This window comes from Streptomyces polyasparticus (assembly GCF_014493765.1).
GTDB lineage: Bacteria > Actinomycetota > Actinomycetes > Streptomycetales > Streptomycetaceae > Streptomyces > Streptomyces polyasparticus.
This window is the reverse complement of the sequence record NZ_JACTVJ010000018.1, coordinates 152,466-176,087: the sequence shown is the minus strand read 5'-3', so window position 1 is coordinate 176,087 and position 23,622 is coordinate 152,466. Positions and strand designations below refer to the sequence as shown.

Here is a 23,622-nt window from a genome sequence, read left to right as displayed (position 1 = left end):
AAAAGGGGCTCGCGTGACGGCCGGTGGCCTGTCAGCATCCTCGGATGCGCAGACTCGCCGATGAACTCGGCCATCTTTCCTACACAGTCGAGGGCACCGGCACCCCGGTCGTCCTCGTGCACGCGGGCGTTGCCGATCACCGTATGTGGGACGGCGTCGTGCCCGGGCTCGCCGAGCGGCACACCGTCATCCGGTACGACCTGCGGGGCTTCGGTGCATCCGGGGCGCCCAGCGGGCCGTTCCGCGAGACCGACGATCTGCTGGGGCTGCTCGACCACCTCGGTCATGAGCGGATACGGCTCGTGGGCGCGTCCTATGGCGGCCTGGTGGCCCTGGACTTCGTCCGCGCCCACCCGGAGCGGGTGCACTCGCTGGCCGTGCTCGCGCCGCCGTGGCGCGGATACGGGTGGGGCGCCGACATGATCGCGTACGACGAGGCGGAGACCGCGGCCCTGGAGGCGGGCGATCTGGACGCGGCGGTCGAGGTGAACCTGGACATGTGGCTGCGCGGACCGGCCCGCGCCTGGGCGGACGTCGCCGAGGGCCTGGCCGAGCGGCTGCGTGGCCCGGTGCGGGCGTCGCTGGTGCACATGGACGCCCGCGACGAACACGGGCAGGAACCGGCCGGCGGAGAGCTCTCCGCCATCGCCGTGCCCACGCTGGTCGGCATCGGCAAGCTGGACGTCCCCGACTTCCAGGACATCGCCCGTCAGTACGCGGACGAGATCCCCGGCGCCACGCTGGTCGAATTCGACAACGCCGCGCACCTGATCGCCGTGGACGCACCGGCTGAACTCACCGCGTCATTGAGGGCGTTCCTCGACCGATGACGGTGTTGGGCGCGCGCCTGCCGTGGGGTCGGCGCGCGCCTGCCGACCGGGGCCGGGGCGCGCCCGCGGATCCGCCCCGCCACCGGGCCTCCCCCGCTCCTAGCCTCAGCGCGCCACGAACTGCGTCAGGATCGCCTGCACCTCATAAATGTTGACCCCCTTGGTGAAGGTCTTCTCGATCGGCGTCGCGCTCCCCGACACCCAGATCTTCAGCTCGGCGTCCAGGTCGAAGTGGCCCGCCGTCTCCACGGCGAAGTGCGTGATGCTGCGGTACGGCAGCGAGTGGTACTCGACCTTCTTGCCCGTGAGCCCCTGCTTGTCGATCAGGATCATGCGCCGGTCGGTGAGCAGGATGGCGTCCCGTATCAACTGGTAGGCGCCATAGATCTGTTCACCCTGGCCGAGCAGCCGCGCATACTCCTGCGACGCCTTGCCCGGATCGATGGTGTGCGCATTGCCGAACAGTGCCACTGGGGTCCCCGTCTGCCGTTCCGTAGGTCTGGTCGATCAGAGAACGGACGCGCTCGCACGTGGGTTCCCCAGGTCGCGCATCACCCACTGGTAGTGCCCGTAGGCCCGCGCCGCGCCCAGCAGCCCCGTCAGCCACAGCAGCGTCCCGGATCCGAGCGCGAGCACGGCCTCGTACGGATTCGTTGCTGCGTACGTCCCTCCGAAGGCGGCCCACAGCCCGCCTGCGCAGGGCAGGAACGACAGGAGCAGCCACGCGAGGCTGCGCCCCGGCGCCCGCAGACGGCGCGCGACCGTCGGATCCCCGTCCAACTCCAGCCAGGATTCGGTGAGTTCCCGTACGCGCCGGTCGGTGCGCGCCCCGCGCCACACGATGATCACGGCGGGGACGAGCGCGCCGAGCCCGAGCACCGCGCAGAAGGGCCCGACGATGAACGCCATCACGTCGTCGTTCGCGGCCATCAGAAGCGGCATGCACACCATCGCCCACCCGAAGAGCGCGAGCAGCCCGGTCAGCCACAGCAGCATGAGCCGCCCGGGGTGGAGCGTGCGCTTGCGCAACTCCTCAAGCGCCCGCTCGCGGTCGGCGAGCATCGAGGCGCGGTCGGGCCAGGTGCGTATCGGGGCAGGCGGGGGAGGGGGCGGAAGCGGCATGGTCGGTGTCCGTCGCAGGTCGGTCGAACAGGTCCCGTCGACCGTACCGGCTGCCCGGGAGCGTGCCGGATCCGGTGATCGATTCCACAGGCGGCCGTGCTGCGGGACTGTCGTACCGCGTTGCTAATGTGACGGAAGTGGCCGACGGGGGACCAGAGTTGACGACCACGGCAATGGGGGACGCGATGAGCGGCGACGGCGGCGGCCGGCCCGGGCTGCGCGCATCGGGCGACCGGCTGACCAAGCTCGCCGACGACTTGGACGACATGCAGACGTACCTGGACAAGCAGGTCAGGCGCATGGACGAGATCGTCGACAGCATCGAGGCGGGCTGGCGCGGCCCGGCCGCGAGCGCCTACCGGGATCTGCACCGGGGCGCGGCGGAGGACGCCGTACGCATCCGCATGGTCATCCAGCGCCTGGAACAGGCCGTACGGCTGAGCCGCGACGGGTTCTCGGAGCAGGACCTGGACGTGATGGAGCGGCTGCGCCGGATCCAGACGGAGACGGACGTGAAGGCGGAGGCGGCGGAGCTGTCGACGCCGCATACGGACGTCCCCGCCGCTCCGCGCAGCCGGCTGTCGGATCTCTGAGCACGGGGGATAGGGAAATGGCGGACGACGAGCACATAACAGTCGACTTCGCGACGCTGCAACGGCTGTCGGGGGACCTGGAGGACATCCTCAAGAAGCTCAACGAGCAGCTGGACCTGCTGCACGGGCGGGCGGAGAAGGTCGTCCTGACCTGGGAGGGCGAGGCGCGGGAGACCTTCATCGACGAGCTCGACAAGTGGGAGCGCTCGGCATCGGACCTGAAGGCGGCCCAGAAGTGGCTCCATGAGGTCGTGACCAAGGGGCACATCAACTACGCGGCGGCACACCAGGCGGTGCTGCGGGGCTGGGGAGCGGGCTGATGGCCGGACCGGGCAATCCGACCGGCCCGCAGAGCCCGGGCCAGGGCGGCACGATCGACGTCAAGCCGTCCGACCTGTTCCGGGTCTCGGGCGGGGTCGCGGCGCAGCAGACCCCGATGGACAAGGGCGCCAAGGATCTCCTGGAGAAGCTGAAGGAGTACCCGGACGCGGGCGGCTACGGCACCGCGCCCCAGGCGTTCGCCGCCTCCTACGTCAAGGTGGGCAACCGCTTCCTGGAGGTGTGGGCGAGGAGCGTCGTCAGCATCGGCGGCGCGGCCGTGGGCTTCACGACCACGGCGAACAACTACGCCAAGGCCGAGGCGGCCAACGATCCGACGGGCAAGACGAAGGCGACGACACAGCAGCCGCCCCAGGTGATCGAGAAGGCCCCGGACTACGGTTCCGTACCGAACCTCAAGTGGGGCGACGACGACGGTGGCGACGACTTCCTCCGTTCCGTCCTGGAGTGGGTGCCGGAACCGGTCCGCGAGGTACTCAGGCCGATCGTGAAGCACGCCTTCCGGATGGGGAAGGTGGCGGAGGTCTATCCGTATCCGCAGCAGCACTATCTCAACTCGCTGTCGCAGGCCTGGATGATGACGACGTCGGCGCTCTCCATGGCGGAGAGCGGTCTCACCGGCAATGTCAGCAGCATCACGCAGCAGAGCAACAGCGAATGGCACGACGCGATGCGCTCGTTCTGCAGCTCCCTGTGGGGCACCACGGCTTGGGGAAAGAACAACACCGCGGGCTACCGCTGGAAGCACGACTCGGCCAATTCGCAGACCGCTACGCATCCTGTGATGACGGTCCTCTTCGATACGGCGACCAAGGTCGGCGACCTTCTGTACGAGTTCGCCGAGGCAGCCGTGTACATCAACCGCGAGGTGTGGGAGGTCTACAAGGAAGCGATCCGTGATGCCATCCCGAAGGTCGAGGTGAACCTCAAGGACGGCGTCGGCATGGACGACGTCAAGGGGCTCATCAAGGGTGTGGTGAAGGGGGTCGCCAAGGGGGCGAGCCAGCTCGGCGCGGGCATCGTGCTCAATCTCGACACGGCCAAGCTGAATGCGATCGTCACCGAGTACAACCGGCGGGTCAACGCGCTGATACCGCGGATGGACGCCTTGAAGGAGCCTCTCGACGAGGCGTACCTCAGCGCTCCGACCTTCCGCGCGGAATCGGCCAGGGCAGAGGCATTCGGAGCCCGGGCGCTGAACGATTTCAAGAGGGAACACGTCTGGACGGTCCCAGGGGCTGACGCGAGCGCCCACAAATACCCGATAGACCTCGCCAATCAGGAACACATGGGCAACTCCCATGCGATCGACCGGCATGTGGGCAAGTCGGACGACCAGCTCGCCCAGCGCCTTCGCGATCAGAGCAACATCCCCGCCGCCTCGTCGTTCACGAACCTCGACGATGCGCAGAAGTACACGCAGCTGACCCTCGACAAGAAGAAGGCCGATATCGAGGCCTACTTGAACAGCGGCCCACCCTGGCATCCGCCGACCAAGACCTTCGTGTACGAGGACCAGAACCTCACCACAGGGCGCACGCTTTCCAAGAGCGACTACCTCAACGATCCGCAGAACCCCAATGTGCAAGACTCACATGGCGTGCAGATCCGGATCAAACCGGATCCGGAGACGGATCCTGCCAAGCGCCTCGATCCCCCGTTCACCATCATCACCTCTACTCCCAACTAGGTGCGTGCGATGCTCAGCCAGGAATCCATCGAACACTTCAGGTTCGAGGGGGCGCGGGTCCTTTTGTCGGGTCTGGGCGGGCACGCGCCGGATTCGGCGGACCGGGATTCGGGGTTCGAGGCATGGGAACCGGGTGTCCGCGCCCTGTGGGAGTCGAGCCGGCGCGGCGGAAGGTCGCTGTACGAGGTCGCCGCGGAATTCCGCCTTGCGGCGGATCTGCTGGAATCCGGACGCCCAGGCCTTCCTGCCGACCTCGCCAGGCCGGACTGGCTGCACCCGGCGGCTGATGCCCCGGCTGCCTACCGAGACATCGCGGAATACGTCGAGCAATGGCCGTCCGGGGCTTTCGGGCGATTGCAGGGAAAGATGCCGACCAGCAGGGAACTCATGTACCGGTTCCCTTCGCTCGGGCAGTTGTTGCTGAATTACTTCGGACAGGACGGCGAGGCGGCCGAGGAGGGTATGAGCGAGGCGGAAGGCCTCCAGCTCTTCATCGAGCAGTCGCATCCGTACTGTCTCTGGTCGCTGCCCGCAATCGCGGCGGAATGCGCCGAGGCCCTGGCGATCTTCCATGACGAGGAAACGCTGCGGTCCTTCTTCGAGGAGGAACACGGGATGGGTTCCGGCGAACTCCCCTGGGCGGAATGGATTCCCCTCATCGGCAGCACGATGACGGCGCATATGCGGGACCAGCACCCGGCGCGGTGGTCCAGGTGACCGCGCTGTCGCGTTCGGCCGCCTACCCCGACCGCGAAACCGCCCACTGGGCCACCCAGCAAGTGGTCACCCGCAACGAGCAGAAGATCCACCGCTGGCTCGCCCAGAGCACCCGCCCCCGCCTCACCATCGAGGCCGCCTGGCCGTCCCGCGAGGCGCCGGTCGGGCGGGTCCTGCTCCAGGCGATGATGCTGGCCGGCCGCGACCCCGTGGACGTCCGCGCCGCCCGCGTGATCCTCAAGCGCGAGCCGAGCAGTCCGTACGGCTTCGTCGTCCTCACCACCGTCCCGATCTACCTGTAGAGGCCTGCTCCGCCATGCCCATGAAGCCCCTCGAATTCGACCGCCGCTACGGCGAGTTGGACCAGGTGATCAGCGCGTACCTCGGCATGCCCGCCGACGACGAGCCGGACAGGCCGAGCGAGGCGCTGCAGGCGTATCTGCGCCACACCTGGCACACCCGCCCCTGGGCCCTGGCGACGGCGGAGACACAGCTGCGCGAGTACGCCCGCAACCCGCCGGGCCGCCTGCGCCTGAGCCTCGGCGAGTTCTATCCGGTCCCGGACGTCGGCCTGCCCGAATCCGCCGTCCAGGACTGGCTGTTCGTGCTCGCCGACCACATCAAGGCGAGCATCGAGGCGGGCGCGGTCCCGCCCGCCGCCACGCCCCGTACGCACTGGGAATGGCACGCCCGCTTCCCCGAACTCGGCCAGTTCCTCGGCGGCTGGTTCTCCCAGGACATGCCGGACGAGTTCCCCGACCACGAGACCGCCGTACGCGACTACACCGAGTCCACCGACCCCCAGGTGGCCGCCCGCCTGGCCGGCGAACTGCACGAACTCCTCGCACTCGACCTCGACGAGTCGGACTACGCTCTCGCGGTGGCGGAACTGGGCATGGAAGTGGATCCGCCGCAGCCGTATGCACCGAGCGGCTGGCTGGCGCTGGTCGCCGATCAGCTGGGCGGGGGGTTCCGGGCAGAGTACGGCGCCGGGCCGGAGACGGACTGAACGGCTCGACGTCATGCCGATCCACGCCCACTTCGCCCTGAGCACCGGACCTTTGTTCCACCTCGCCGCACTCGCCGCCGAGGCGCGCACCTCCCCGTCGGCGGACCCCCTGGAGTGGCAGGTCCTGCGCTATGCGCGCCTCACCGGTTACGCGTCCCCGAAGCGCTCTCCGGCCTGGGAGCTGCAGCATGCGGCATTCCAGCTCGACTACTTTGCCGAGACCTTCGATGCGGGCCCTTTCGCATCCTGTGCGCCGCAGGTTCGGGAGACCTGGGCCACGGCCGCGGCTGATGATCCGGTGCCGGCCTTCATGAGCGGCCTCGCCGCCCTGCTGCGCATGGCCGACCGCGAGCCACCGGCCGGCTATGGCGAGGTCCCGCTTGCCGGATGGGAGGCAAAGGCGAGGTACCCCAGGCTGTACCGGGGGATCTGGCCGTTCTCGACGGGGGATTATGACGCGTACGAGCAGGCGATCGCCGAAGTGGTGGAGAGCGAACACCCTGACTACTGCCATGAGGATCTGGCCGAGTTGCTCGCCCAATGCGTCGAAGTTCTCGAACTCATGCAAAACACGCCGGAGTTCGCCGCAAGCATCGTCGAACACATACCGCCACACACAGTGAGGGTCCTGCCCGACCTGGTCGCCGCTGCGGCAGCACACTTCGCGCGGGAGCACACAGGCGGTGCCGGCGTGCGGCGCTGACCGCCGGCCTCACGTCGACGGCGATCCGACGACCGGTGGGCGTCCATGTCACAGACCGCCCACCCACCTCGTCCCCAGGACAGCACCACCCCGCCACCGACCTGGGAGACACCATGAACACCGCCCTGTGGATCGTCACCGCGCTTCTCGCCGCCGCGTTCTTCTTCGGTGGGGCCGGGAAGATCGCGCTCGCCAAGGACCGGATCCACGCCTTCGGGGCCAGTGCCCACTGGGTCGAGGACTTCTCCGAGCGCGGGGTCAAGGGCATCGGGGCCGTCGAGGTGCTCGCCGCGTTCGGGCTGATTCTGCCCGCCGTCACCGACATCGCTCCCGTGCTCGTGCCCGTCGCCGCCGTCGGGATCATGCTGCTGATGACCGGCGCGGCCGTCGTGCGGCTCCGGCGCGGCGAGCTGAAGTTCATGATCGCGGACGTCGTGTACTTCCTGCTCGCCGCCTTCGTGGCCTGGGGGCGCTTCGGGCCCGAGGCGTTCTGAGCCGTCACCTCCGGGCGTCACCCCTCGGGGAGCCCGGCCCCCCTCACACCACCCGCGTAGCCCCCGCGAACGGCATCGAGTCCACCGGTGCGAGCCGCACCGGTGCCGAGGGGTTCGGGGCGTGGATCATCTGGCCGTTGCCCACGTACAGGCCCACATGGCTGATGCCCGAGTAGAAGAACACCAGGTCGCCCGGGGCGAGTTCGCCGCGTGAGACCCGCTGGCCCGCGTTGATCTGCGTATACGTCGTACGGGGCAGTGAGACGCCCGCCGAGCGGTAGGCCGCCTGGGTCAGGCCCGAGCAGTCGAAGGCATTCGGGCCCGACGCGCCCCACACGTAGGGGCTGCCGAGTGCGCTGTACGCGAAGGAAACCGCCTGCGCGGCACGGGCGTTGGGCGCTTCGAGCGAGCCGCGGGGCATCTCGCGCGAGGCGCGGTCACCGGACTCGCCCGCCGCGTACGAGGCCTGCTGCGCGGGGGAGAGCGAGGCGAGCAGCTCGCGGGCCTTCTCGAGCTTGCCGTTGATCTCGGCCTTGCGCTGCTTCAGCGTCGCCTGGTGCTCGCGCAGCTCGTCGAAACGTTTTGCCGCCTCGTCGCGCAGCCGCCCGACCTCGCGGAGGTCGTCCCGTACGCCTTCGACGGCCAGCGCCTGCCGGCCCGCCGTCTGCTCGGCGAGGGCGGCGCTGTCGAGGAACTCCTCCGGGTCGGAGGCGAGCGCCAGCTGCATCGTGGGGTCGATTCCGCCGGCGCGGTACTGCTCCTTGGCCGCGTGCCCGAGCGCCGCACGCGCCTCGCCCAGCTTCTCGGCCTTGCGGGCGGCCTCGTCGTGCAGGTCCTTGAGCGCGGCGCGGGCCTTCTTGGCCTTCTCGCGCGCCCCGTTGAACTTCTCGGTGGCGACCTCCGCCTCGTGGTACAGCCTGTCGACCTTCGCCTTCACCTGGGCCGGGGTGAGCCGGGGCTCCGCCTGTCCCGATCCCTCGAAGAGGGTCGTGGACGCGGCACCGGCCAGAGCCAGGGTCAGTGCGGTGCGTGCGGTGTTGCCGGTGAACGAGCCGGTGAGCGAACGCGGTTTGGGCTTGCGATGCGCGGCCAACCTCAGACACTTCCTTACGCGTCCGGCGGCGCCCCGCACAGGGGGAGCGGGCCGCCGCCGGACCTCTCGGCGGTAGTGACCGACTGCCGCCCTGTTCTGCCCGGGCGGCGGTGGGGAGCCGGTCACTGGGCAAGGACGCTAAACCTCTCGGTCACCAGGTGGTGACGGAAAGTACGGAAGTGCTCTCTTGAGTGGAGATGCCGACCGCATCCGACCGTGCGCGGTAGGCAAGGTGGCGATGGGGTTCGGAGCGCTGACCGATACGGGCGAAGCCCCGGTCCACGAGCGGGAGATGTGCTACGGACCCGGCCACGGGAGGTGTCCGGGCACCCTCTAGGCTCCGGGCCATGGACGTACTCATCAATGTGTTCGTCGCGCTGCACATCATCGGCATCGCCTCGCTGCTCGGCGGCTTCCTCACGCAGATGACGGCGATGGGCGAGGGCACCGCACGCTTCAACAAGGCGATGCTGCACGGCGCGCTCACCATGCTGGTCACGGGCGTCGCCCTGGTCGGCCTCAACCAGGCCGACGACCAGATCGTCAACAACATCAAGATCGGCGTGAAGCTCGCCGTCCTGATCGTGGTCCTCGGCCTCGTCTACGTGAAGCGGGACGAGGAGAAGGTCGGCAAGGGGATGTTCGCGGCGGTCGGCGCGCTGACCACCGCGAACATCTTCATCGCGACCTTGTGGAACTGACGGGCTAAGCCGGGCGTACGACGCTGTGGATCGGCATGTAGTAGATGGACTCGACCCGCACGTTGGTGCCCGGCTTCGGCGCGTGGATCATCTCGCCGTTGCCGATGTAGATGCCCACATGGCTGATGTCGTCGTAGAAGAAGACCAGGTCACCGGGCTTGGCGTTGTCGACGCTGACCGTCGTGCCGACCTTCACCTGGTCCCAGGTGGTGCGCGGCAGTTCGATACCGGCCTGCGCCCAGGCCTTCTGCGTCAGACCTGAGCAGTCGTACGAGTCGGGCCCGGCCGCGCCCCACACGTACGGCTTGCCGATCTGGGACTGCGCGAAGGCGATCACCTTCTCGGCCTTCGCGGCGTACGCGTCGTCCTCGGAGGCGGGCGGCTCGGCCGGCTGCTCGGGAGTCTCCTCCTGCGCGGCCTCCTCCTGTGCTGCCTCTTCCCTGGCGGCCTCCTCGGCCGCCTTGCGCTTGGCCTCTTCCTCGGCGGCCTGCTTGCGGGCCAGCTCCTCGGCCTTGCGCTTGGCCTCGGCCTCCCGCTGGCGCTCCAGCTCGGCGAGCCGCCGCTTCTCCTCCTCCGTCAGCTTCGACAGCAGCTGACGCGCCTCGCCGAGCTTGCGCTGCACGTCCTGCTTGCTGGTCTTGAGGTCGTCCTCGGACTCCGTGAGCTGTACGAGGGAGTCGTTGGCCTCGTCCCGCTTCTCGTTCGCCTGCGTCTGCAGCGTCTGGAAGTCCTCGACGGCCTTCTGCTGCTGGCCGGAGAGCCGTCCCATGAGCTGGCGCTGGGCGAAGTAGTCGTCGGGATTGTCCGAGAGCAGGAGTACGGCGGTGTCGGAGGCGGTGCCGTTGCGGTACTGCGCGGCGGCGATCTGGCCGAGCTCGCGTCGGGCGTCGTTCACCTTGTCGGTGCGCTTGGCGACCTCGTCCTGGAGGCCGTTCAGCTTGTCGCGCGCCTGCTCGGACCGCTCCTTGGCCAGGTTGTACTTCTGGGTGGCGGTGCCGGCCTCGCGGTAGAGATCGTCGACCTTCTTCTGCACCTCCTCGAGGGAGGGCTTGTCGGGCTCTGCGGGCGCGGCGTTCGCGGTCTGCGCGAGCAGCGCCACGGAGGTCAGCGCGGCCGAGGTGATCCCGACGGCGTGCGAGGTACGTATTCGACTGTTCCGCGGCTTGCGGTGCGACGCCAAGACCGGCGCTCCTTCCAGTTGGCGCCTACCGGGTTAGCTGTCGGGTTCGGGCTCAGGGCCTGCCCGGAGTTCTCCCGCCTGCCGCGCGGCGTCCGGCACGCACGCTCGCTGCGTTGTCGTCGGTCGCCGATGCTCCGCATCGACTCCCTCCTCCGCCTTGCGATCGCACGCACCGGACGCCGCGCGGCCGCCCTTCGGGCGACGACGGGAGAACTCCGGGCAGGCCCAAGGAAGGTCTGCCCTACAGGACGGTGGGGTCGTCCCGATTCACCCCAGGTATTCGGGTGGGTCCCCGGCTCCGGTCCGCCTGTTGCGGCGTACCGGACTCAGCGCAGGCCACACGGTCCCGGCGATGGTCGCCGGCGGGGGTACGAGCGGCCCGGGAGCACGCTAGCCAACTCGTGTGGCTGCTGTGAAGGTTGATGTGCGATATGCCCGATACATTTTCGTGACCTTGGTTACCCGCGGGTCAACCAGCCGTCGGTGCCTCCGATAATCTGACGCTTTCGTCACAAGGAGTTGCTTAAGTGGAGTTCCGGCTGCTCGGAGCGGTTTCCGTCGCCACCGAGAGCGGTGAACTGCCACTCGGCCCCGCCAAGCGCCGCAGTCTGCTCGCCGCGCTGCTGCTGCGCCCCAACCATCCCGTCCCCGTAGGCCAGTTGACGGCCGCGCTGTGGGACGACGAACCGCCGGCCCGGGCCCGGAGCGTCATCCAGGGCCATGTGTCCCGGCTGCGGGCCCTGTTCGCGGGGGTGGACGCGGATATGTTCGGAGTGGAACTGGTCACGCAGGGTGCGGCGTACGTGCTGCGCATGCCGGAGAGTCTCCTGGACGCCCACCGCTTCGAGGAACTGGTGGCGCTGGGCCGCAGCCAGCGGGCGCCCGCCGACGCCGTGGCGATGTACCAGGATGCCCTGTCGCTGTGGCAGGGCCCCGCCCTGACCGGAGCCCACCCGAGCCCGCCGCTGCAGGCCGCCGCGCACGCGCTGGAGGAACTGCGGCTGGCCACCGTGGAATTGCTGGCCGCCGCGTACACACAGCTCGGCGAGCACGCGCGGGCCGCGGCCGTCCTGCGGGCGGAGGCGGACTCCCATCCGCTGCGCGAATCGCTCTCCGCCGCGCTGATGGCGGCCCTGCAGCGGGCCGGCCGCCGCTCGGATGCGCTCGACTGGTTCCACCGCACGCGACGGCTGCTCGCCGATGAACTGGGCGTCGACCCGGGCCGCGAACTGGCGGACGCGTACGCGGTGGCGCTGTGCGGTGAGGAGCTGGGGGAGACGCCGGCGCAGCCCTCGCCGCTCTCGCCGCCCACGCAGCCCTCACCTTCGGTACCGTCCGAGCCACTCGTTCCCGCCTCGCCCGCCCCCGTCTCACCCGCCCACCCCGCCCACCCTGCCGACCTCCTGCCCCGCATGCCGCGCGGCTTCCACGGCCGGGCCGCCGAACTCACCGCCCTGTCCCGGGCCGCCGCCGGCGAGGCGCCCGTCTGTCTGGTCACCGGGCCCGCGGGTGTGGGCAAGACGGCCCTCGTCGTGCACTGGGCGCACCGCAACCGCGCCTCGTTCCCCGGCGGTCTGCTCTACGCGGACCTGCGCGGCTTCAGCGACACCGGCACTCCGCCCCGTATCGAGGTGCTGCGCGAGTTCCTGCTCGCGCTCGGGGTCGCGCCGCGCCGGATACCCGAGTCGGCCGACGGTGCGTCGGCGCTGTTCCGGTCGCTTGCCGCCGATCGCAGGCTCCTCGTCGTACTCGACAACGCACACGGCTCCGCGCAGGTCAGAGAACTCCTGCCGGGCGGTACCGACTGCGTCACCGTCGTCACCAGCCGCTACCGCCTGCGCGGCCTGATCGCGTCCGACGCCGCCCGGCCCGTGCCCGTGGGCGTCCTCGAGCCGGACGACGGTGTCGCGCTGCTGGCCGCCGTCCTCGGCAAGGAACGGGTCCTCGCGGAGACGGTGGCCGCCCGCCGCCTCGCCGAACTCTGCGGCGGTCTGCCGCTCGCCCTGCGGGTCGCCGCCGCCCGCCTCGCGGACCAGCCGGAGTGGTCGCTGAGCGAGATGAGCGCCGAACTCTCCGACGCCTCCCGCAGATTGAGCCTCCTCGACGTGGAGGACACCGGTGTACGCGCGGCTCTGCGGCTCACCGTGAGCCGGCTGCCCGACAGCGCCGCGCACCACTTCGCGCACCTCGGCAGGCACCCTGGCATCCACTTCGACCGCCATACGGCCGCCGCCCTGGCCGGCACCACCCCGGACGAGGCCCGGTCCGCCCTCGACCGGCTCGCCGCCGCCCACCTCGTCGTCCGTGCCACGCCAGGGCGCTGGACCCTGCACGACCTCGTACGGCTGTACGCGCGCGGCCTCGACGCCGACCACGGCGCGGTCCTGCGCGTGCTCGACCACACCGTGGCCACGGTCCTCGCCGCCGCGCAGGCCGCCGAGCCCGGTGACGAGCCGTGCTTCGAGCCGCCCGTCGATTTCCAACAGCCTTCATGCATACGGGAGTTCGCCGACCGCGAGGACGCCATGGCCTGGTACGTGGCCGAACGCGAAGACCTGACCCTGGCGGTGGACGCCGCCCACGCCGCCGGGCTGCACGGCAGGACCTGGCGGATCGTGCTCGGGATGTGGCCGCAGATCGTGTGGCGGGTCGGTGACGGCTGGACTCCCTTGCTGTACAGGGCACTTGAGGCGGCCCGCGCCGACGGAGACCCGCGGGCCGAGGGCCGGGTCCTCGCCCTGCTCGGCTGGGTGCTGACCGAAGAGGGCCTCGTCCAGGAGGCGTTGCCCCACCTGGAGGACGCCCTGGCCCTCGCGGCCCGCGCCGGCGATGCGCACGGCGAGGCCACGGCCCTGGTCAACCTGTCGATCGCCCGCGCCGCACTCGGCGGTCCGCAGGAGGCCGCCGAGGACTGCGTACGGGCCGTGGACCTGGCGCGGGCGGCAGGTGACCTGCACATCGAACGCCTCGCTCTGCACCACCTCGCCCGGCACCAACTGGACGCCGGGCACTGGCAGTCGGCCCTGGACACCGCCACCGACGCGCTTGCGCTCGACGGCTCCCCGGCCCTCCCGGGCGCCTCCCGCGTGCTGCTCCTCACGGCGGCCGGCGAGGCGCTGCTCGGCCTGGGCGAGGAGGCCGAGGCCGTCCGGCGCCTGGAGAGCGCGGCGGACGAGGCGGAGGCCTCCGGCTACGACGAAGGCGCGGTGCGTGCGCTCGGCGCGCTCCTGAAGGTGTCGTCGGACCTGCGGCTGCGGGCGCGCTACGACACGGCCCTCGTCCGGCTCACCGCACGCGCCTGACCTGCCTCCGGCAACGCACCGCACGCGCCCGACCTGCCTCCGGCAACACCGAGTACGTGCCTGACCTGCGCTTTCGTCGGTACGCGGCGGACGTCAGCGGGACGTCAGCGCGGCGTGAGCAAAGCGCCAGCGGGCCGGGACAAGCTGGTCCCGTACCGCGGCGGAGTCGACCACTCCGCGACCGACCAGCACCACCGCACGGGGGAACCTCACATGCGTACCAAGCGAATCCGCAGCACCTTCCTGGCCGCAGCCGCCACCGCAGCCCTCGCCCTGAGCCTGACCGCCTGCGGCGGCTCGGACGGCGACGGCGGCAAGAGCGCGAAGGCCGACTCGGACAAGAGCGCCGGCGCGACCACTTCGGGCGGCAACTCCGCTGCGGACAAGGGCAGTTCCGAAGACTCCGGCAACGGCTCGGGCACGAGCGGCGGTTCGGGCTCCGGCCAGACCAAGGACCAGGCCGCGGCCGGCACCACCGCCACCCAGCCGTGCAAGGGCGACGAACTGTCGATCTCGGTCCTGCACCGCTTCCCGGCCGAGGAGGGCGAGCACCTCCTGATCACCGCGCAGAACGCCGACTCGAAGGCCTGCTGGGTCACGTCCTACCCCTCGGTCATGCTCGGGGACACCGCGACCGTGCTCGGCCACTCCGCCGATGACGCGGCGGGCGGCACCGCCAAGATCACCGTCAAGCCGGGTGGCAAGGTCTACTCCGCCGTGGCCCTCTTCGTCGACGGCGAAAGCTCCCACACGTCGAGCGCGCTCTCCATCGCCCTGCGCGACCAGGGCGGCGACACCGGCCCGGGGTACGAGAACGGTGCCGCCGACGACCAGGGCGGCGAGTCCGAGTTCACCTGGGACTCCGCCGAGGTGACGAACTGGAACACCGAGAAGCCGTACAACTTCTGAGCCGTCACACGCGGTCATGAACCGATGGCTGTCCGTCCCGGGTTCGCGAACCCGGGACCGGCTGTCACACCGGACGCCTAGACTCGGTAGGCGATGAGCAGCCTCTTTGACGACAGCTTTCTGGCGGACCTCCAGGCCAAGGATCACGGCAAGGACCACAGCCGGGACCACACACCGCCGCCGCCCCCCGAGGACGAGGGGCCGGAAGAGATTCCCGCCGACTTGTTCGGCGGGAAATTCGACGCGCCCGTGCAGCGGGACGCGTACTACCGCGACGGCGCCCCCCGCCCGGTGCTCGACGCCGCGGCCCTGCTCGACGGGCTGAACGAGAACCAGCGCGCCGCCGTCACCCACAGCGACACCCCGCTGCTCATCGTGGCAGGCGCCGGATCCGGCAAGACCCGCGTGCTGACCCACCGCATCGCGTATCTGCTCGCCGAGCGCAATGTGCACCCGGGCCAGATCCTCGCGATCACCTTCACCAACAAGGCCGCGGGCGAGATGAAGGAGCGCGTCGAGGAGCTCGTCGGCCCGCGGGCCAACGCGATGTGGGTGATGACCTTCCACAGCGCGTGCGTACGGATACTGCGCCGCGAGTCGAAGAAGCTGGGCTTCACGTCCTCGTTCTCGATCTATGACGCCGCCGACTCCAAGCGCCTCATGGCCCTGGTCTGCCGCGATCTCGACCTCGACCCGAAGCGTTTCCCGCCCAAGGCCTTCAGCGCGAAGATCTCCAACCTCAAGAATGAGCTCATCGACGAGGAGGACTTCGCGGGCCAGGCCGCCGACGGCTTCGAGAAGACCCTCGCCCAGGCGTACGCGATGTACCAGTCGCGGCTTCGCGAGGCCAATGCCCTCGACTTCGACGACCTGATCATGACGACGGTCAATCTGCTCCGCGCGTTCCCGGACGTCGCCGAGCACTACCGCCGCCGCTTCCGGCACGTCATGGTCGACGAGTACCAGGACACCAACCACGCGCAGTACGCGCTGGTACGGGAGCTCGTCGGCACGGGCGTCCAGGGCGAGGCGCACGACGTGCCGCCCGCCGAGCTGTGCGTGGTGGGTGACGCGGACCAGTCCATCTACGCGTTCCGCGGCGCGACGATCCGCAACATCCTGGACTTCGAGGACGACTACCCCGACGCGACCACGATCCTCCTGGAGCAGAACTACCGCTCCACGCAGACGATCCTGTCCGCCGCCAACGCGGTCATCGAGCGCAATGAGTCGCGCCGCCCGAAGAACCTGTGGACCAACGCGGGCAATGGTGCGCAGATCACCGGCTATGTCGCGGACACCGAGCACGACGAGGCCCAGTTCGTCGCCGAGGAGATCGACCGGCTCACCGACGCGGGCCATGCGAAGGCCGGCGACGTCGCGGTCTTCTACCGTACGAACGCGCAGTCCCGTGTCTTCGAAGAGGTCTTCATCCGCGTCGGCCTGCCCTACAAGGTCGTCGGCGGCGTCCGCTTCTACGAGCGCAAGGAGGTCAGGGACGTCCTGGCCTACCTGCGGGTGCTCGCCAACCCCGAGGACACCGTCCCGCTGCGCCGGATCCTCAATGTCCCCAAGCGCGGGATCGGCGAGCGCGCCGAGGCCATGATCGACGCCCTGTCGCTCCGCGAGAAGATCACCTTCCCGCAGGCGCTCGTCCGCGTCGACGAGGCGTACGGGATGGCGGCCCGTTCCACCAACGCCGTCAAGCGTTTCAACACGCTGATGGAGGAGCTCCGTACGATCGTGGAATCCGGCGCCGGACCGGCCACCATCCTGGAGGCCGTGCTCGAACGCACCGGATATCTCGCCGAGTTGCAGGCCTCCACCGACCCGCAGGACGAGACCCGCATCGAGAACCTCCAGGAACTCGCCGCCGTGGCCCTGGAGTTCGAGCAGGAGGCCGAAGAGGGCGCTGTGACATCAGGGGCTGCCGCCCCGGGGGGCACGCTGTCCGACTTCCTGGAGCGCGTCGCGCTGGTCGCCGACTCCGACCAGATCCCGGACGAGGACGAGGACGGCTCCGGCGTCATCACCCTGATGACCCTGCACACCGCCAAGGGCCTCGAGTTCCCCGTGGTGTTCCTGACCGGCATGGAGGACGGCGTCTTCCCGCACATGCGCGCGCTCGGCCAGACCAAGGAACTGGAGGAGGAGCGCCGCCTCGCCTACGTGGGCATCACCCGCGCCCGCGAGCGGCTCTACCTCACGCGCTCCACGCTCCGCAGCGCCTGGGGCCAGCCCGCGTACAACCCGCCCTCGCGCTTCCTGGAGGAGATCCCGGCGCAGCACCTGGAGTGGAAGCGCACGGGCGCCAAGCTCGCCCCGCCCACCTCCCGGTCGGGCCCGGCGGCCGCGGTCGCCTCCTCGCTCTCGTCCTCGATGGCGGCGCGCGAAAGGCGAGGCGGCCCCTCGGGCTTTGCCACGGGGCGCGCCGGGGACAAGCCGGTGGTCTCGCTCGCCGTCGGCGACCGGGTCACGCACGACCAGTTCGGCCTCGGCACGGTCGTCGGCGTCGAGGGCGCGGGCGACAAGGCGCGCGCCACGATCGACTTCGGCGACACCAAGCCGAAGGTGCTGCTGCTGCGGTACGCGCCGGTCGAGAAGCTGTAGAGCCGTAGACACGTCAATGGGGTGGCCCCTCCGCAGCGGAGGGGCCACCCCATTCGGTTGCTTACGGGTGGATCAGACCGGCTCGAGCCCGTGGCTGCGCAGCCACGGCAGCGGGTCGATCGCCGAGCCGCCGCCCGGGCGGACCTCGAAGTGCAGATGCGGGCCTGTGGAGTTGCCCGAGTTCCCGGAGTACGCGATCACATCGCCGGCCTTGACCGAACCGCTGCGGATCTTCGTGCTCGACAGGTGGCAGTACCAGGTCTCGGTGCCGTCGGGCGCCGTCACTATGGCCATGTTCCCGTAGGCGCCGTTCCACTGCGTGCGCACGGTGCCGTCCGTCGCGGCGAGCACCTCGGTGCCGTACGAGACGGGGAAGTCGATGCCCGAGTGCACGGACATCCAGTTCACACCGGCCTGTCCGTAGTACGCGCTGAGCCCGTGCTGCTTGACCGGGAGCGAGAACTTGGGGCGCAGCGCCTCCTTGCGGGCGGCCTCCTCGGCCTTGCGCTTCTTCTCGGCCTCCTGGCGTTCCTTGAGGTCGATGCGCTCCTGCGTACGGCTCGCACGGTCCGCGAAGTCATCGGCGTCCGCGGAGAGTTCGGTGAGCTGGGTGTCCAGCTTGTTGTTCGCGGCGGCCGTTTCGACCGAGCTCGGATCGGGCGCGGCCTGTGTCTTGGGCTCTTCGTTCGCGCCCATCGAGCCGGCCACGGAGGCGGCGGCGACCCCGGCGACACCCAGCGCGCACACGGAGGGCACGGCCACGGTGAGGAGCGCGGAACGCTTGGCGGGGGTGCGGCGGCGTCCGCGGGAGCCGGAGCGCTGCGGCCGGGGGCTGTGCGCCACCCGCACCGGCTCGGGCTCCTCGGCCTCTTCGTCGTCGTGGCCGACGGTGACCGCCGTGCTGAGCAACTCGGTCTCGCCGTAACCGTCCTGGCTTCCGTACGAGGCGGTGGCTCCGCCCTCGTTCTCGTACGGGTGGGAGGCGGCGGAGTCGGGCTGGTAGGCGCCGGCCGCGTAGGAACCGGTCTCGTAGGAGGTGGCTCCGGCGCTCTCGTACCCGCCGGTCGTCCCGGTCTCGTACGAGGTGCTGCTGTCCGTGTCGTACGAGGTGCCGGAGCCCGTCTCGTACGAGGTGGTCGCGCCGTCCGCGCCGTATGCGGCACCGGTGTCCGTCTCGTACGTGGCTCCGGCGCCGGTTTCGAACGAGGTGTCGGTGCGTGTCTCGTACGAGGCGTCGGTGCCCGCGGAGTTCCAGGCGGTGGCGTCGTAGGAGCCGGTGTCGGCGTAGCCGTAGGCGCCGGTCGTCTGCCAGTGGCCGGTGGTGTCCCACTGCTCGGCGCTCTGCGGGCCGGGCTGTGCGGGGATGTCGGTGAGCGACTGGTATCCGGCACTCGCCCACATGGCGGTCGTGTCGTGGCCGCCGGTGTCGTAACTGCCGCTCTCGTAACCGCCGGTGGGCTGCGCGGCATACATGCCGTAGCCCGCGGACGCGTCGGCGGCGTAGGTCTGGTGCTGCGGCGGGGACTGGATCTGCTCGGCGCCGGCGGCCCACTGGGAGCTGTCCCACTGGCCGCTCTGCGCGGCGTCGTACGTGCCCGGCATCGCCCCGAAAAGGGGGTCCGAGTCGAAAGCGGTGGTGTCGAAGGCACCGGTCGCATAGCCGCCGTGTCCGGTGGCGTAGCCGTGCTGTTCGTTCACCAACTTCTCTTTCGCCTCGACAACAAGGGGGCGGAGCAGTGCGGTGACTGTACCCGGCAGTGTGCGACGCCGACAATCTTCGGCTGGTTTCACTGGCGGGGGAAACGGGCATTCGGCCGCCTTTCGGCGGACTGTGGGCACAGCTTTGGCCTTGCGTTCGAAGCTTGTTCGAGAAATTTTGGGCTCAGGGTGGCTCTCTGAGGGGTGCTGAGGCATGCCGAGGTCCGTGAGGTGAACGGCGTGGCTCGGACGGTGGGGAAGTCGTGTGATGCCTGTGCCGATGCGTGGCTCAGGCGGTGGGCGGCGCCGCGGCGTCGGCCAGGACCTCGCCGATCACCCGCCGCGCCGTCGTCGCCATCCGTGGATTCGTCTCGCGGTAGTACGCGAGCTCCAGGAGCGCGATCGACAGGGCCAGACCCCGGCCCCGTACCCAACTCGCCTCGTCGGCCCCGACGGCGGCGCGGAACTCCGGGCGCGCCTCGGCGGGCAGCACGTACCAGGCGGTGATCAGGTCGACGGTCGGGTCGCCGATGCCGACCAGGCCGAAGTCGATGACGGCGGCGAGCCGTCCGGAGTCGGGCCCCGCGGCGTGGACCAGGAGATTGCCGGGCTGCAGATCGCCGTGCATCCACCGGTCGGGGCCGTCGTACACCGGGGCGTCGAGTGCCTGCTGCCAGACGGCGGCCGCGGCCTCGGTGTCGATCACGCCGGCGAGCTGCCCGAGCGCCTTGCGGGTGGCCGCGTCGCGGGGCGCGAGCGGACCGCCCCGGCCGCAGCGGGGCGCGCCGGTGGTGTCGATACGGCGCAGGGCGGTGATGAACCGGGCCAGATCCGCGGCCAGTTCGCGCGGCCGGGCGAGCGCACCGGGCGCCGGGTTGGTGCCGTCCAGCCACCGGTGCACTGACCAGAGCCACTCGTATCCCTCGGCGGGTACGCCCTTGGCGAGCGGCGCGGGGATCGGGAACGGGAGCTCTCCGCCGAGCTTCGCCAGCCAGGCGAACTCGTTCTCCACCTCGTCGTCGGACCCGGCGCACAGCGGCAGCCGTACGACCATGTCCTCGCCGAGCCGGTAGAGCGCGTTGACCGTCCCCGGTGAGTCCAGGTGCTCCAGCGGCAGTCCGGCCCACTGCGGGAACTGTCCGTCCACGAGCCGCCGTACGAGCGTGTCGTCGATCTCTGCCTGGTCGGCGTGCATCTTGCGCGGCTTCGAGGCGGTCATCGGGGCATCGAACTCGGCTGGCCCTCGGGGGTCAACCGATTTGTGGCCGGTCAGGCCACGGACGCCGAGTCCGCGGCGTTGATCGCGGCGCCGTCGTCGTCGATGGCCTGCCGGATGCCGGAGGCGACGGCGGGGTGGACGGGCAGCGCGAGATGCCCGATGCCGCTCACCCGCACGTTGTGCGCGAGCAGATCGGGATGCTCGATGCAGGCGGTCTCCAGCGGCACCATCAAATGGTCCAGATCGCTCCAGAAGCTGACGAAACGGGTGTCGCATCCGGGTGCGGGCCCGCCCAGTTCGGCGAGCACGTCGGAGCCGGGGCGCATCTGGCGCACGATCGGATGGGCGTTCATCGCAGGGATGACCCGGGTGCCGCCGTGCGGGGTGCCGAGCGTGACGAGCGTGCGCACGCGGGCGTCGCCGCCCTGGCACTGCACGTAATAGCGCGCGATCAGCCCGCCGAGGCTGTGCCCGACGATGTCCACCTGCTGCTGTCCGGTGCGTTCGCACAACTCCTCGACATGGGCGCCGAGCAGCCGGGCCGCCGCGCGGATGTCGCAGGTCAGCGGCGAGTAGTTGAGCGAGGTGAGATGGCGGCGGCCGTGCCGGGCCAGGGTGCGGCGAAGGAGCACGAAGACGGAGCGGTTGTCGATGAACCCGTGCAGGAGCACGACCGGGCGGTCGTGGGTGCCGGCGGGCAGCCGGGGCGAGTCGTCATCGGGAGGCGGTGGGGCGGGACGTTCCTGCGCGATCCCGGAGGGATAGAGCAGTACGTGCCCGGTGAGGATGGCGAGTTCGAGCGCGGTGGCCCTGAGCAGCGTGGACGACGACAGAGTCCAGATGCGCTGGGTCCAGGCGGGCAGGAACAGGGGTAACGACTTGAGGATCCTGAGAAGCCTCACGGCCTCCATGAACCGACCTCCAAAACGGCACACGGAGAACTTCGCTGTCCCCCGCGAGCCCACATGGGGGCGCCCGGGCGGCCGGCCGTGAACTGACACCTCGCTGATCGCACCGCACCACCACACCGTGCGGCTGCCGGCGCGGTGGTGCGGCGACCTCCTGCGGCTCCCCGGTGCGCGGATCCCGGCATGCGGGTCGAATCGGCTCGGCCGCTGCTTGCGGGTGCCGCGCATGGCGAACGTGTCCCACGTGTGATTTCCCCCTCGGTCCTGACCGTGAAACTGCCGGTTGCGGGATGGTGGCGATAACGTTCGTTCACTTCTTCCGGGGCCTCGCTGTGAGGTTCCCGGCGCTCCCCGGGCACACTTCAGGGGGGTCCGCACGACTTTGCTCGACATGGAGGCAGCGATGGGTGCGACAACCGGTCCGATCCGCGTGGTGGTCGCCAAGCCCGGTCTCGACGGCCACGACCGCGGGGCGAAGGTGATCGCGCGTGCGCTGCGCGACGCCGGTATGGAGGTCATCTACACGGGCCTGCACCAGACGCCCGAGCAGATCGTCGACACCGCCATCCAGGAGGACGCCGACGCGATCGGCCTGTCCATCCTGTCCGGCGCCCATATGACGTTGTTCGCCAAGGTCATCGAACTCCTCAAGGAGCGCGACGCCGAGGACATCAAGGTCTTCGGCGGCGGCATCATCCCGGAAGAGGACATTCCCCCGCTGAAGTCCCTGGGCGTGGCGGAGATCTTCACGCCGGGGGCGACGACCGGGGCGATTGTGGAGTGGGTGCGGGGGAACGTCGCGCAGTCCGCGTAGCCGGTCCGCTTGACCGGCCTGTGGTCGCGTGGGCTTCGGGCGGGGGTCACACCGCCCCCGCCAACTCCTCCCGCATCACCGCCCGCAACCTCAGCGTCCCCACAAGGCGCTGAAACGCCTCCGCCCAGTAACCCCCCGCTCCCGGCGCCCCGTCCTCCCTCTCGTCCGGCGTGGCGGTGAGGGATTCGAGGCGGGCCGCCGCGGCCGGGTCGAGGCAGCGTTCGGCCAGGCCCATCACCCCGCTGAACGACCAGGGGTAACTCCCGGCGTCCCGCGCGATGTTGAGCGCGTCCACCACCGCACCGCCGAGCGGCTCCGACCAAGGCACCGCACACACCCCGAGCAGCTGGAACGCCTCGGAGAGACCGTGCGCCGAGATGAACCCGGCCACCCAGCCGGCCCGTTCGCCCTCCGGCAGTGTGCTCAGGAGCTTCGCGCGCTCCGCGAGCGAGACCGCTCCGGGCCCCGCGGCCCCCGGTGACGCGGGCGCCCCGAGCAGCGCCCGCGCCCACGCGGCGTCCCGCTGCCGTACGGCCGCACGGCACCATGCCGCGTGCAGCTCGGTCTGCCAGTCGTCGGCCACGGGCAGCGCCACGATCTCGGCCGGCGACCGCCCGCCCAGGCGCTGCGGCCAGGTCGCGAGCGGCGCCGACTCCACCAACTGGCTGAGCCACCAGGCGCGTTGTCCCCGGCCCGGCGGCGGTGTGGCCACCACGCCGTCGCGCTCCATCCCCGGATCGCACTCGTGCGGCGCCTCGACCGTGATCCCGGTGCGCAGCGCGTCCAGGGCGATGCTCGTCGCGGCCCGCCGCGCCATCCGCCCCGCGAGCGCCGAGGCGGGCAGTGCGGAGAGCAGCTCGGCCGCGGTGGTGCGGACATTGCGGCTGCGGTCGCTCAGCGCACGCTCCAGAAACGGCTCGTCCGCGTCCGCGAGGCCCGTGCGCAGCGAGTCGAGGAACATCAGGCGGTCCTCGGCCCGTTCGGTGGACCAGGTGGATTCGAGGAGGATCCGCGCGGCTTCGGCATCATGCGCCCGTACGGCACCGAGCAGGGCGACCCGCTCGGCGAACAGGCCCTCCTCCCACAGCTGCCGGACCGCCTCGTGGTCGTCCGGCGCGGGGAGCGCACTGCCGCCCGGTGTGGTGCGCAGCGCGAACTTCCACTCCGGGTTGAGCCTGGCCAGCCACAGTGCCCGCGGCCCCGCGAACCCCAGCGCGGGCGGGCGCAGATCGGTCCGGCCGCGCGCCGCGTCGAGCAGCGCGGGCAGCAGCTCGGGCGGGGCCGCGTAACCGTGCTCGTTCGCCGCGGCGAGCCACTGCGGCAGCAGCTCGGTGAGGTCGGGTGTGTTGCCGCGCCGCGCGCCGCTGCCCGCACCGGGCCGGTCCGAGAGCAGCAGGGCAAGCCGCCGGCGGGCCGCGGCCGGGAGCGCGGGACGCGGGTCGGGCTGCGCCGGTCCGGGCGGTGCGGCGGCAGGCCCGGGCCGCAGACCCGCCCTGCGGCGCACGGTGTGCAGCGCCGCCTCGTCCAGCAGTGCGGCGGCCGCGTCCTTGCGGCTCCGGCCGGCCGCGGCCGAGACGCCGCCGCGCCGGTCGGTGCCGAGCAGGGCGCTCGTGACGAGCTCTTCCCAGCCGGCCGTCGTGGATGGTGTGGTCACCCCGGTCCTCCCTCGCAGTTGATCAGCGCAGCGACCC

22 protein-coding genes are annotated in these 23,622 nt (G+C 70.6%); 14 read left to right on the top strand and 8 right to left on the bottom strand.

The genetic code is table 11. The features are described 5' to 3' along the window. The first annotated feature begins 44 nt into the window (after positions 1-44). Positions 45-830 (top strand): alpha/beta fold hydrolase, encoded by a 786-nt coding sequence (locus H9Y04_RS32535; RefSeq protein ID WP_187817694.1) that lies wholly within the window; start codon positions 45-47, stop codon positions 828-830. A gap of 105 nt (positions 831-935) precedes the next feature. Here H9Y04_RS32535 and H9Y04_RS32530 read toward each other — a convergent pair whose 3' ends face one another. Together H9Y04_RS32530 and H9Y04_RS32525 are read right to left on the bottom strand one after the other, a co-directional pair. Then, positions 936-1,301 carry a PH domain-containing protein gene (locus H9Y04_RS32530; RefSeq protein WP_187817693.1) on the bottom strand — a complete coding sequence of 122 codons (366 nt, stop codon included), beginning with the start codon at positions 1,299-1,301 and terminating at the stop codon, positions 936-938. Between the two features lie 36 nt (positions 1,302-1,337). Further along, complete coding sequence (locus H9Y04_RS32525) at positions 1,338-1,952, bottom strand: hypothetical protein (RefSeq protein ID WP_187817692.1); 615 nt, start codon at positions 1,950-1,952, stop codon at positions 1,338-1,340. Positions 1,953-2,137: 185 nt separating this feature from the next. Here H9Y04_RS32525 and H9Y04_RS32520 point away from each other — a divergent pair, with 185 nt between their 5' ends. The 8 genes from H9Y04_RS32520 to H9Y04_RS32485 all read left to right on the top strand — a co-directional run bounded on the left by H9Y04_RS32520 (position 2,138) and on the right by H9Y04_RS32485 (position 7,497). Beyond that, the gene (locus tag H9Y04_RS32520) at positions 2,138-2,545 is read left to right on the top strand and encodes a WXG100 family type VII secretion target (protein ID WP_187817780.1); all 408 of its coding nucleotides are present in this window, start codon (positions 2,138-2,140) and stop codon (positions 2,543-2,545) included. A gap of 17 nt (positions 2,546-2,562) precedes the next feature. Next, positions 2,563-2,865 carry a WXG100 family type VII secretion target gene (locus tag H9Y04_RS32515; protein ID WP_187817691.1) on the top strand — a complete coding sequence of 101 codons (303 nt, stop codon included), beginning with the start codon at positions 2,563-2,565 and terminating at the stop codon, positions 2,863-2,865. Next, positions 2,865-4,574 (top strand): RNase A-like domain-containing protein, encoded by a 1,710-nt coding sequence (locus tag H9Y04_RS32510; RefSeq protein WP_187817690.1) that lies wholly within the window; start codon positions 2,865-2,867, stop codon positions 4,572-4,574. The genes H9Y04_RS32515 and H9Y04_RS32510 overlap by 1 nt, the downstream gene beginning before the upstream one ends. 9 nt (positions 4,575-4,583) lie before the next feature. Then, a complete protein-coding gene (locus H9Y04_RS32505; protein ID WP_187817689.1) occupies positions 4,584-5,291 on the top strand; it encodes a hypothetical protein in 708 nt (235 codons plus the stop codon). Beyond that, complete coding sequence (locus H9Y04_RS32500; RefSeq protein WP_308801346.1) at positions 5,288-5,593, top strand: RNase A-like domain-containing protein; 306 nt, start codon at positions 5,288-5,290, stop codon at positions 5,591-5,593. The genes H9Y04_RS32505 and H9Y04_RS32500 overlap by 4 nt, the downstream gene beginning before the upstream one ends. A gap of 14 nt (positions 5,594-5,607) precedes the next feature. Then, positions 5,608-6,300 carry a contact-dependent growth inhibition system immunity protein gene (locus H9Y04_RS32495; protein ID WP_187817687.1) on the top strand — a complete coding sequence of 231 codons (693 nt, stop codon included), beginning with the start codon at positions 5,608-5,610 and terminating at the stop codon, positions 6,298-6,300. Positions 6,301-6,313: 13 nt separating this feature from the next. Then, the gene (locus tag H9Y04_RS32490) at positions 6,314-7,003 is read left to right on the top strand and encodes a hypothetical protein (RefSeq protein WP_187817686.1); all 690 of its coding nucleotides are present in this window, start codon (positions 6,314-6,316) and stop codon (positions 7,001-7,003) included. Between the two features lie 113 nt (positions 7,004-7,116). After that, positions 7,117-7,497, top strand: a complete 381-nt coding sequence (locus tag H9Y04_RS32485; protein ID WP_187817685.1) for a DoxX family protein — start codon at positions 7,117-7,119, stop codon at positions 7,495-7,497. A gap of 43 nt (positions 7,498-7,540) precedes the next feature. Here the strand turns inward: H9Y04_RS32485 and H9Y04_RS32480 are convergent, their stop codons facing one another. Continuing rightward, on the bottom strand, positions 7,541-8,590 hold the full coding sequence (locus H9Y04_RS32480) for a C40 family peptidase (protein WP_187817684.1): 1,050 nt from the start codon (positions 8,588-8,590) through the stop codon (positions 7,541-7,543). 347 nt (positions 8,591-8,937) lie between these two features. Between H9Y04_RS32480 and H9Y04_RS32475 the strand changes: the two genes are divergently transcribed. After that, a complete protein-coding gene (locus H9Y04_RS32475; protein WP_187817683.1) occupies positions 8,938-9,291 on the top strand; it encodes a hypothetical protein in 354 nt (117 codons plus the stop codon). Between the two features lie 4 nt (positions 9,292-9,295). Here H9Y04_RS32475 and H9Y04_RS32470 read toward each other — a convergent pair whose 3' ends face one another. After that, positions 9,296-10,471, bottom strand: a complete 1,176-nt coding sequence (locus H9Y04_RS32470) for a C40 family peptidase (protein WP_187817682.1) — start codon at positions 10,469-10,471, stop codon at positions 9,296-9,298. A 527-nt stretch (positions 10,472-10,998) separates the two neighbouring features. Between H9Y04_RS32470 and H9Y04_RS32465 the strand changes: the two genes are divergently transcribed. The 3 genes from H9Y04_RS32465 to pcrA all read left to right on the top strand — a co-directional run bounded on the left by H9Y04_RS32465 (position 10,999) and on the right by pcrA (position 17,292). After that, on the top strand, positions 10,999-13,773 hold the full coding sequence (locus H9Y04_RS32465) for an AfsR/SARP family transcriptional regulator (RefSeq protein ID WP_187817681.1): 2,775 nt from the start codon (positions 10,999-11,001) through the stop codon (positions 13,771-13,773). Between the two features lie 213 nt (positions 13,774-13,986). Further along, positions 13,987-14,682 carry a DUF4232 domain-containing protein gene (locus H9Y04_RS32460; protein ID WP_187817680.1) on the top strand — a complete coding sequence of 232 codons (696 nt, stop codon included), beginning with the start codon at positions 13,987-13,989 and terminating at the stop codon, positions 14,680-14,682. Between the two features lie 93 nt (positions 14,683-14,775). Beyond that, a complete protein-coding gene (gene pcrA / locus H9Y04_RS32455) occupies positions 14,776-17,292 on the top strand; it encodes a DNA helicase PcrA (RefSeq protein WP_187817679.1) in 2,517 nt (838 codons plus the stop codon). A 72-nt stretch (positions 17,293-17,364) separates the two neighbouring features. Here pcrA and H9Y04_RS32450 read toward each other — a convergent pair whose 3' ends face one another. From H9Y04_RS32450 to H9Y04_RS32440, 3 genes are all read right to left on the bottom strand, one after another. Then, positions 17,365-18,990: a peptidoglycan DD-metalloendopeptidase family protein gene (locus tag H9Y04_RS32450; RefSeq protein WP_187817678.1), complete on the bottom strand. Its 1,626-nt coding sequence runs from the start codon at positions 18,988-18,990 to the stop codon at positions 17,365-17,367. A 289-nt stretch (positions 18,991-19,279) separates the two neighbouring features. Further along, complete coding sequence (locus tag H9Y04_RS32445; RefSeq protein ID WP_236071758.1) at positions 19,280-20,209, bottom strand: aminoglycoside phosphotransferase family protein; 930 nt, start codon at positions 20,207-20,209, stop codon at positions 19,280-19,282. A gap of 50 nt (positions 20,210-20,259) precedes the next feature. Then, positions 20,260-21,120: an esterase/lipase family protein gene (locus tag H9Y04_RS32440; RefSeq protein WP_187817677.1), complete on the bottom strand. Its 861-nt coding sequence runs from the start codon at positions 21,118-21,120 to the stop codon at positions 20,260-20,262. Between the two features lie 400 nt (positions 21,121-21,520). On the opposite strand from H9Y04_RS32440, the gene icmB reads away from it, so the two are divergent. Next, positions 21,521-21,931: a coenzyme B12-dependent isobutyryl CoA mutase small subunit gene (gene icmB / locus H9Y04_RS32435; RefSeq protein WP_236071757.1), complete on the top strand. Its 411-nt coding sequence runs from the start codon at positions 21,521-21,523 to the stop codon at positions 21,929-21,931. A 46-nt stretch (positions 21,932-21,977) separates the two neighbouring features. Here the strand turns inward: icmB and H9Y04_RS32430 are convergent, their stop codons facing one another. Then, entirely contained in the window at positions 21,978-23,585 is a 1,608-nt protein-coding gene (locus tag H9Y04_RS32430; RefSeq protein WP_187817675.1) for a DUF5691 domain-containing protein, read from the bottom strand. Positions 23,586-23,622: the final 37 nt, after the last annotated feature.

What these genes read in the sequence shown, in the direction of transcription:
- H9Y04_RS32535 (WP_187817694.1), top strand. Translation starts at nt 45, where the DNA reads ATGCGCAGACTCGCCGATGAACTCGGCCATCTTTCCTACACAGTCGAG.
- H9Y04_RS32445 (WP_236071758.1), bottom strand. Translation starts at nt 20,209, where the DNA reads ATGACCGCCTCGAAGCCGCGCAAGATGCACGCCGACCAGGCAGAGATC.
- H9Y04_RS32495 (WP_187817687.1), top strand. Translation starts at nt 5,608, where the DNA reads ATGCCCATGAAGCCCCTCGAATTCGACCGCCGCTACGGCGAGTTGGAC.
- H9Y04_RS32525 (WP_187817692.1), bottom strand. Translation starts at nt 1,952, where the DNA reads ATGCCGCTTCCGCCCCCTCCCCCGCCTGCCCCGATACGCACCTGGCCC.
- H9Y04_RS32485 (WP_187817685.1), top strand. Translation starts at nt 7,117, where the DNA reads ATGAACACCGCCCTGTGGATCGTCACCGCGCTTCTCGCCGCCGCGTTC.
- H9Y04_RS32460 (WP_187817680.1), top strand. Translation starts at nt 13,987, where the DNA reads ATGCGTACCAAGCGAATCCGCAGCACCTTCCTGGCCGCAGCCGCCACC.
- H9Y04_RS32475 (WP_187817683.1), top strand. Translation starts at nt 8,938, where the DNA reads ATGGACGTACTCATCAATGTGTTCGTCGCGCTGCACATCATCGGCATC.
- H9Y04_RS32505 (WP_187817689.1), top strand. Translation starts at nt 4,584, where the DNA reads ATGCTCAGCCAGGAATCCATCGAACACTTCAGGTTCGAGGGGGCGCGG.
- H9Y04_RS32520 (WP_187817780.1), top strand. Translation starts at nt 2,138, where the DNA reads ATGAGCGGCGACGGCGGCGGCCGGCCCGGGCTGCGCGCATCGGGCGAC.
- H9Y04_RS32440 (WP_187817677.1), bottom strand. Translation starts at nt 21,120, where the DNA reads ATGGAGGCCGTGAGGCTTCTCAGGATCCTCAAGTCGTTACCCCTGTTC.
- H9Y04_RS32490 (WP_187817686.1), top strand. Translation starts at nt 6,314, where the DNA reads ATGCCGATCCACGCCCACTTCGCCCTGAGCACCGGACCTTTGTTCCAC.
- pcrA (WP_187817679.1), top strand. Translation starts at nt 14,776, where the DNA reads ATGAGCAGCCTCTTTGACGACAGCTTTCTGGCGGACCTCCAGGCCAAG.
- icmB (WP_236071757.1), top strand. Translation starts at nt 21,521, where the DNA reads ATGGGTGCGACAACCGGTCCGATCCGCGTGGTGGTCGCCAAGCCCGGT.
- H9Y04_RS32515 (WP_187817691.1), top strand. Translation starts at nt 2,563, where the DNA reads ATGGCGGACGACGAGCACATAACAGTCGACTTCGCGACGCTGCAACGG.
- H9Y04_RS32510 (WP_187817690.1), top strand. Translation starts at nt 2,865, where the DNA reads ATGGCCGGACCGGGCAATCCGACCGGCCCGCAGAGCCCGGGCCAGGGC.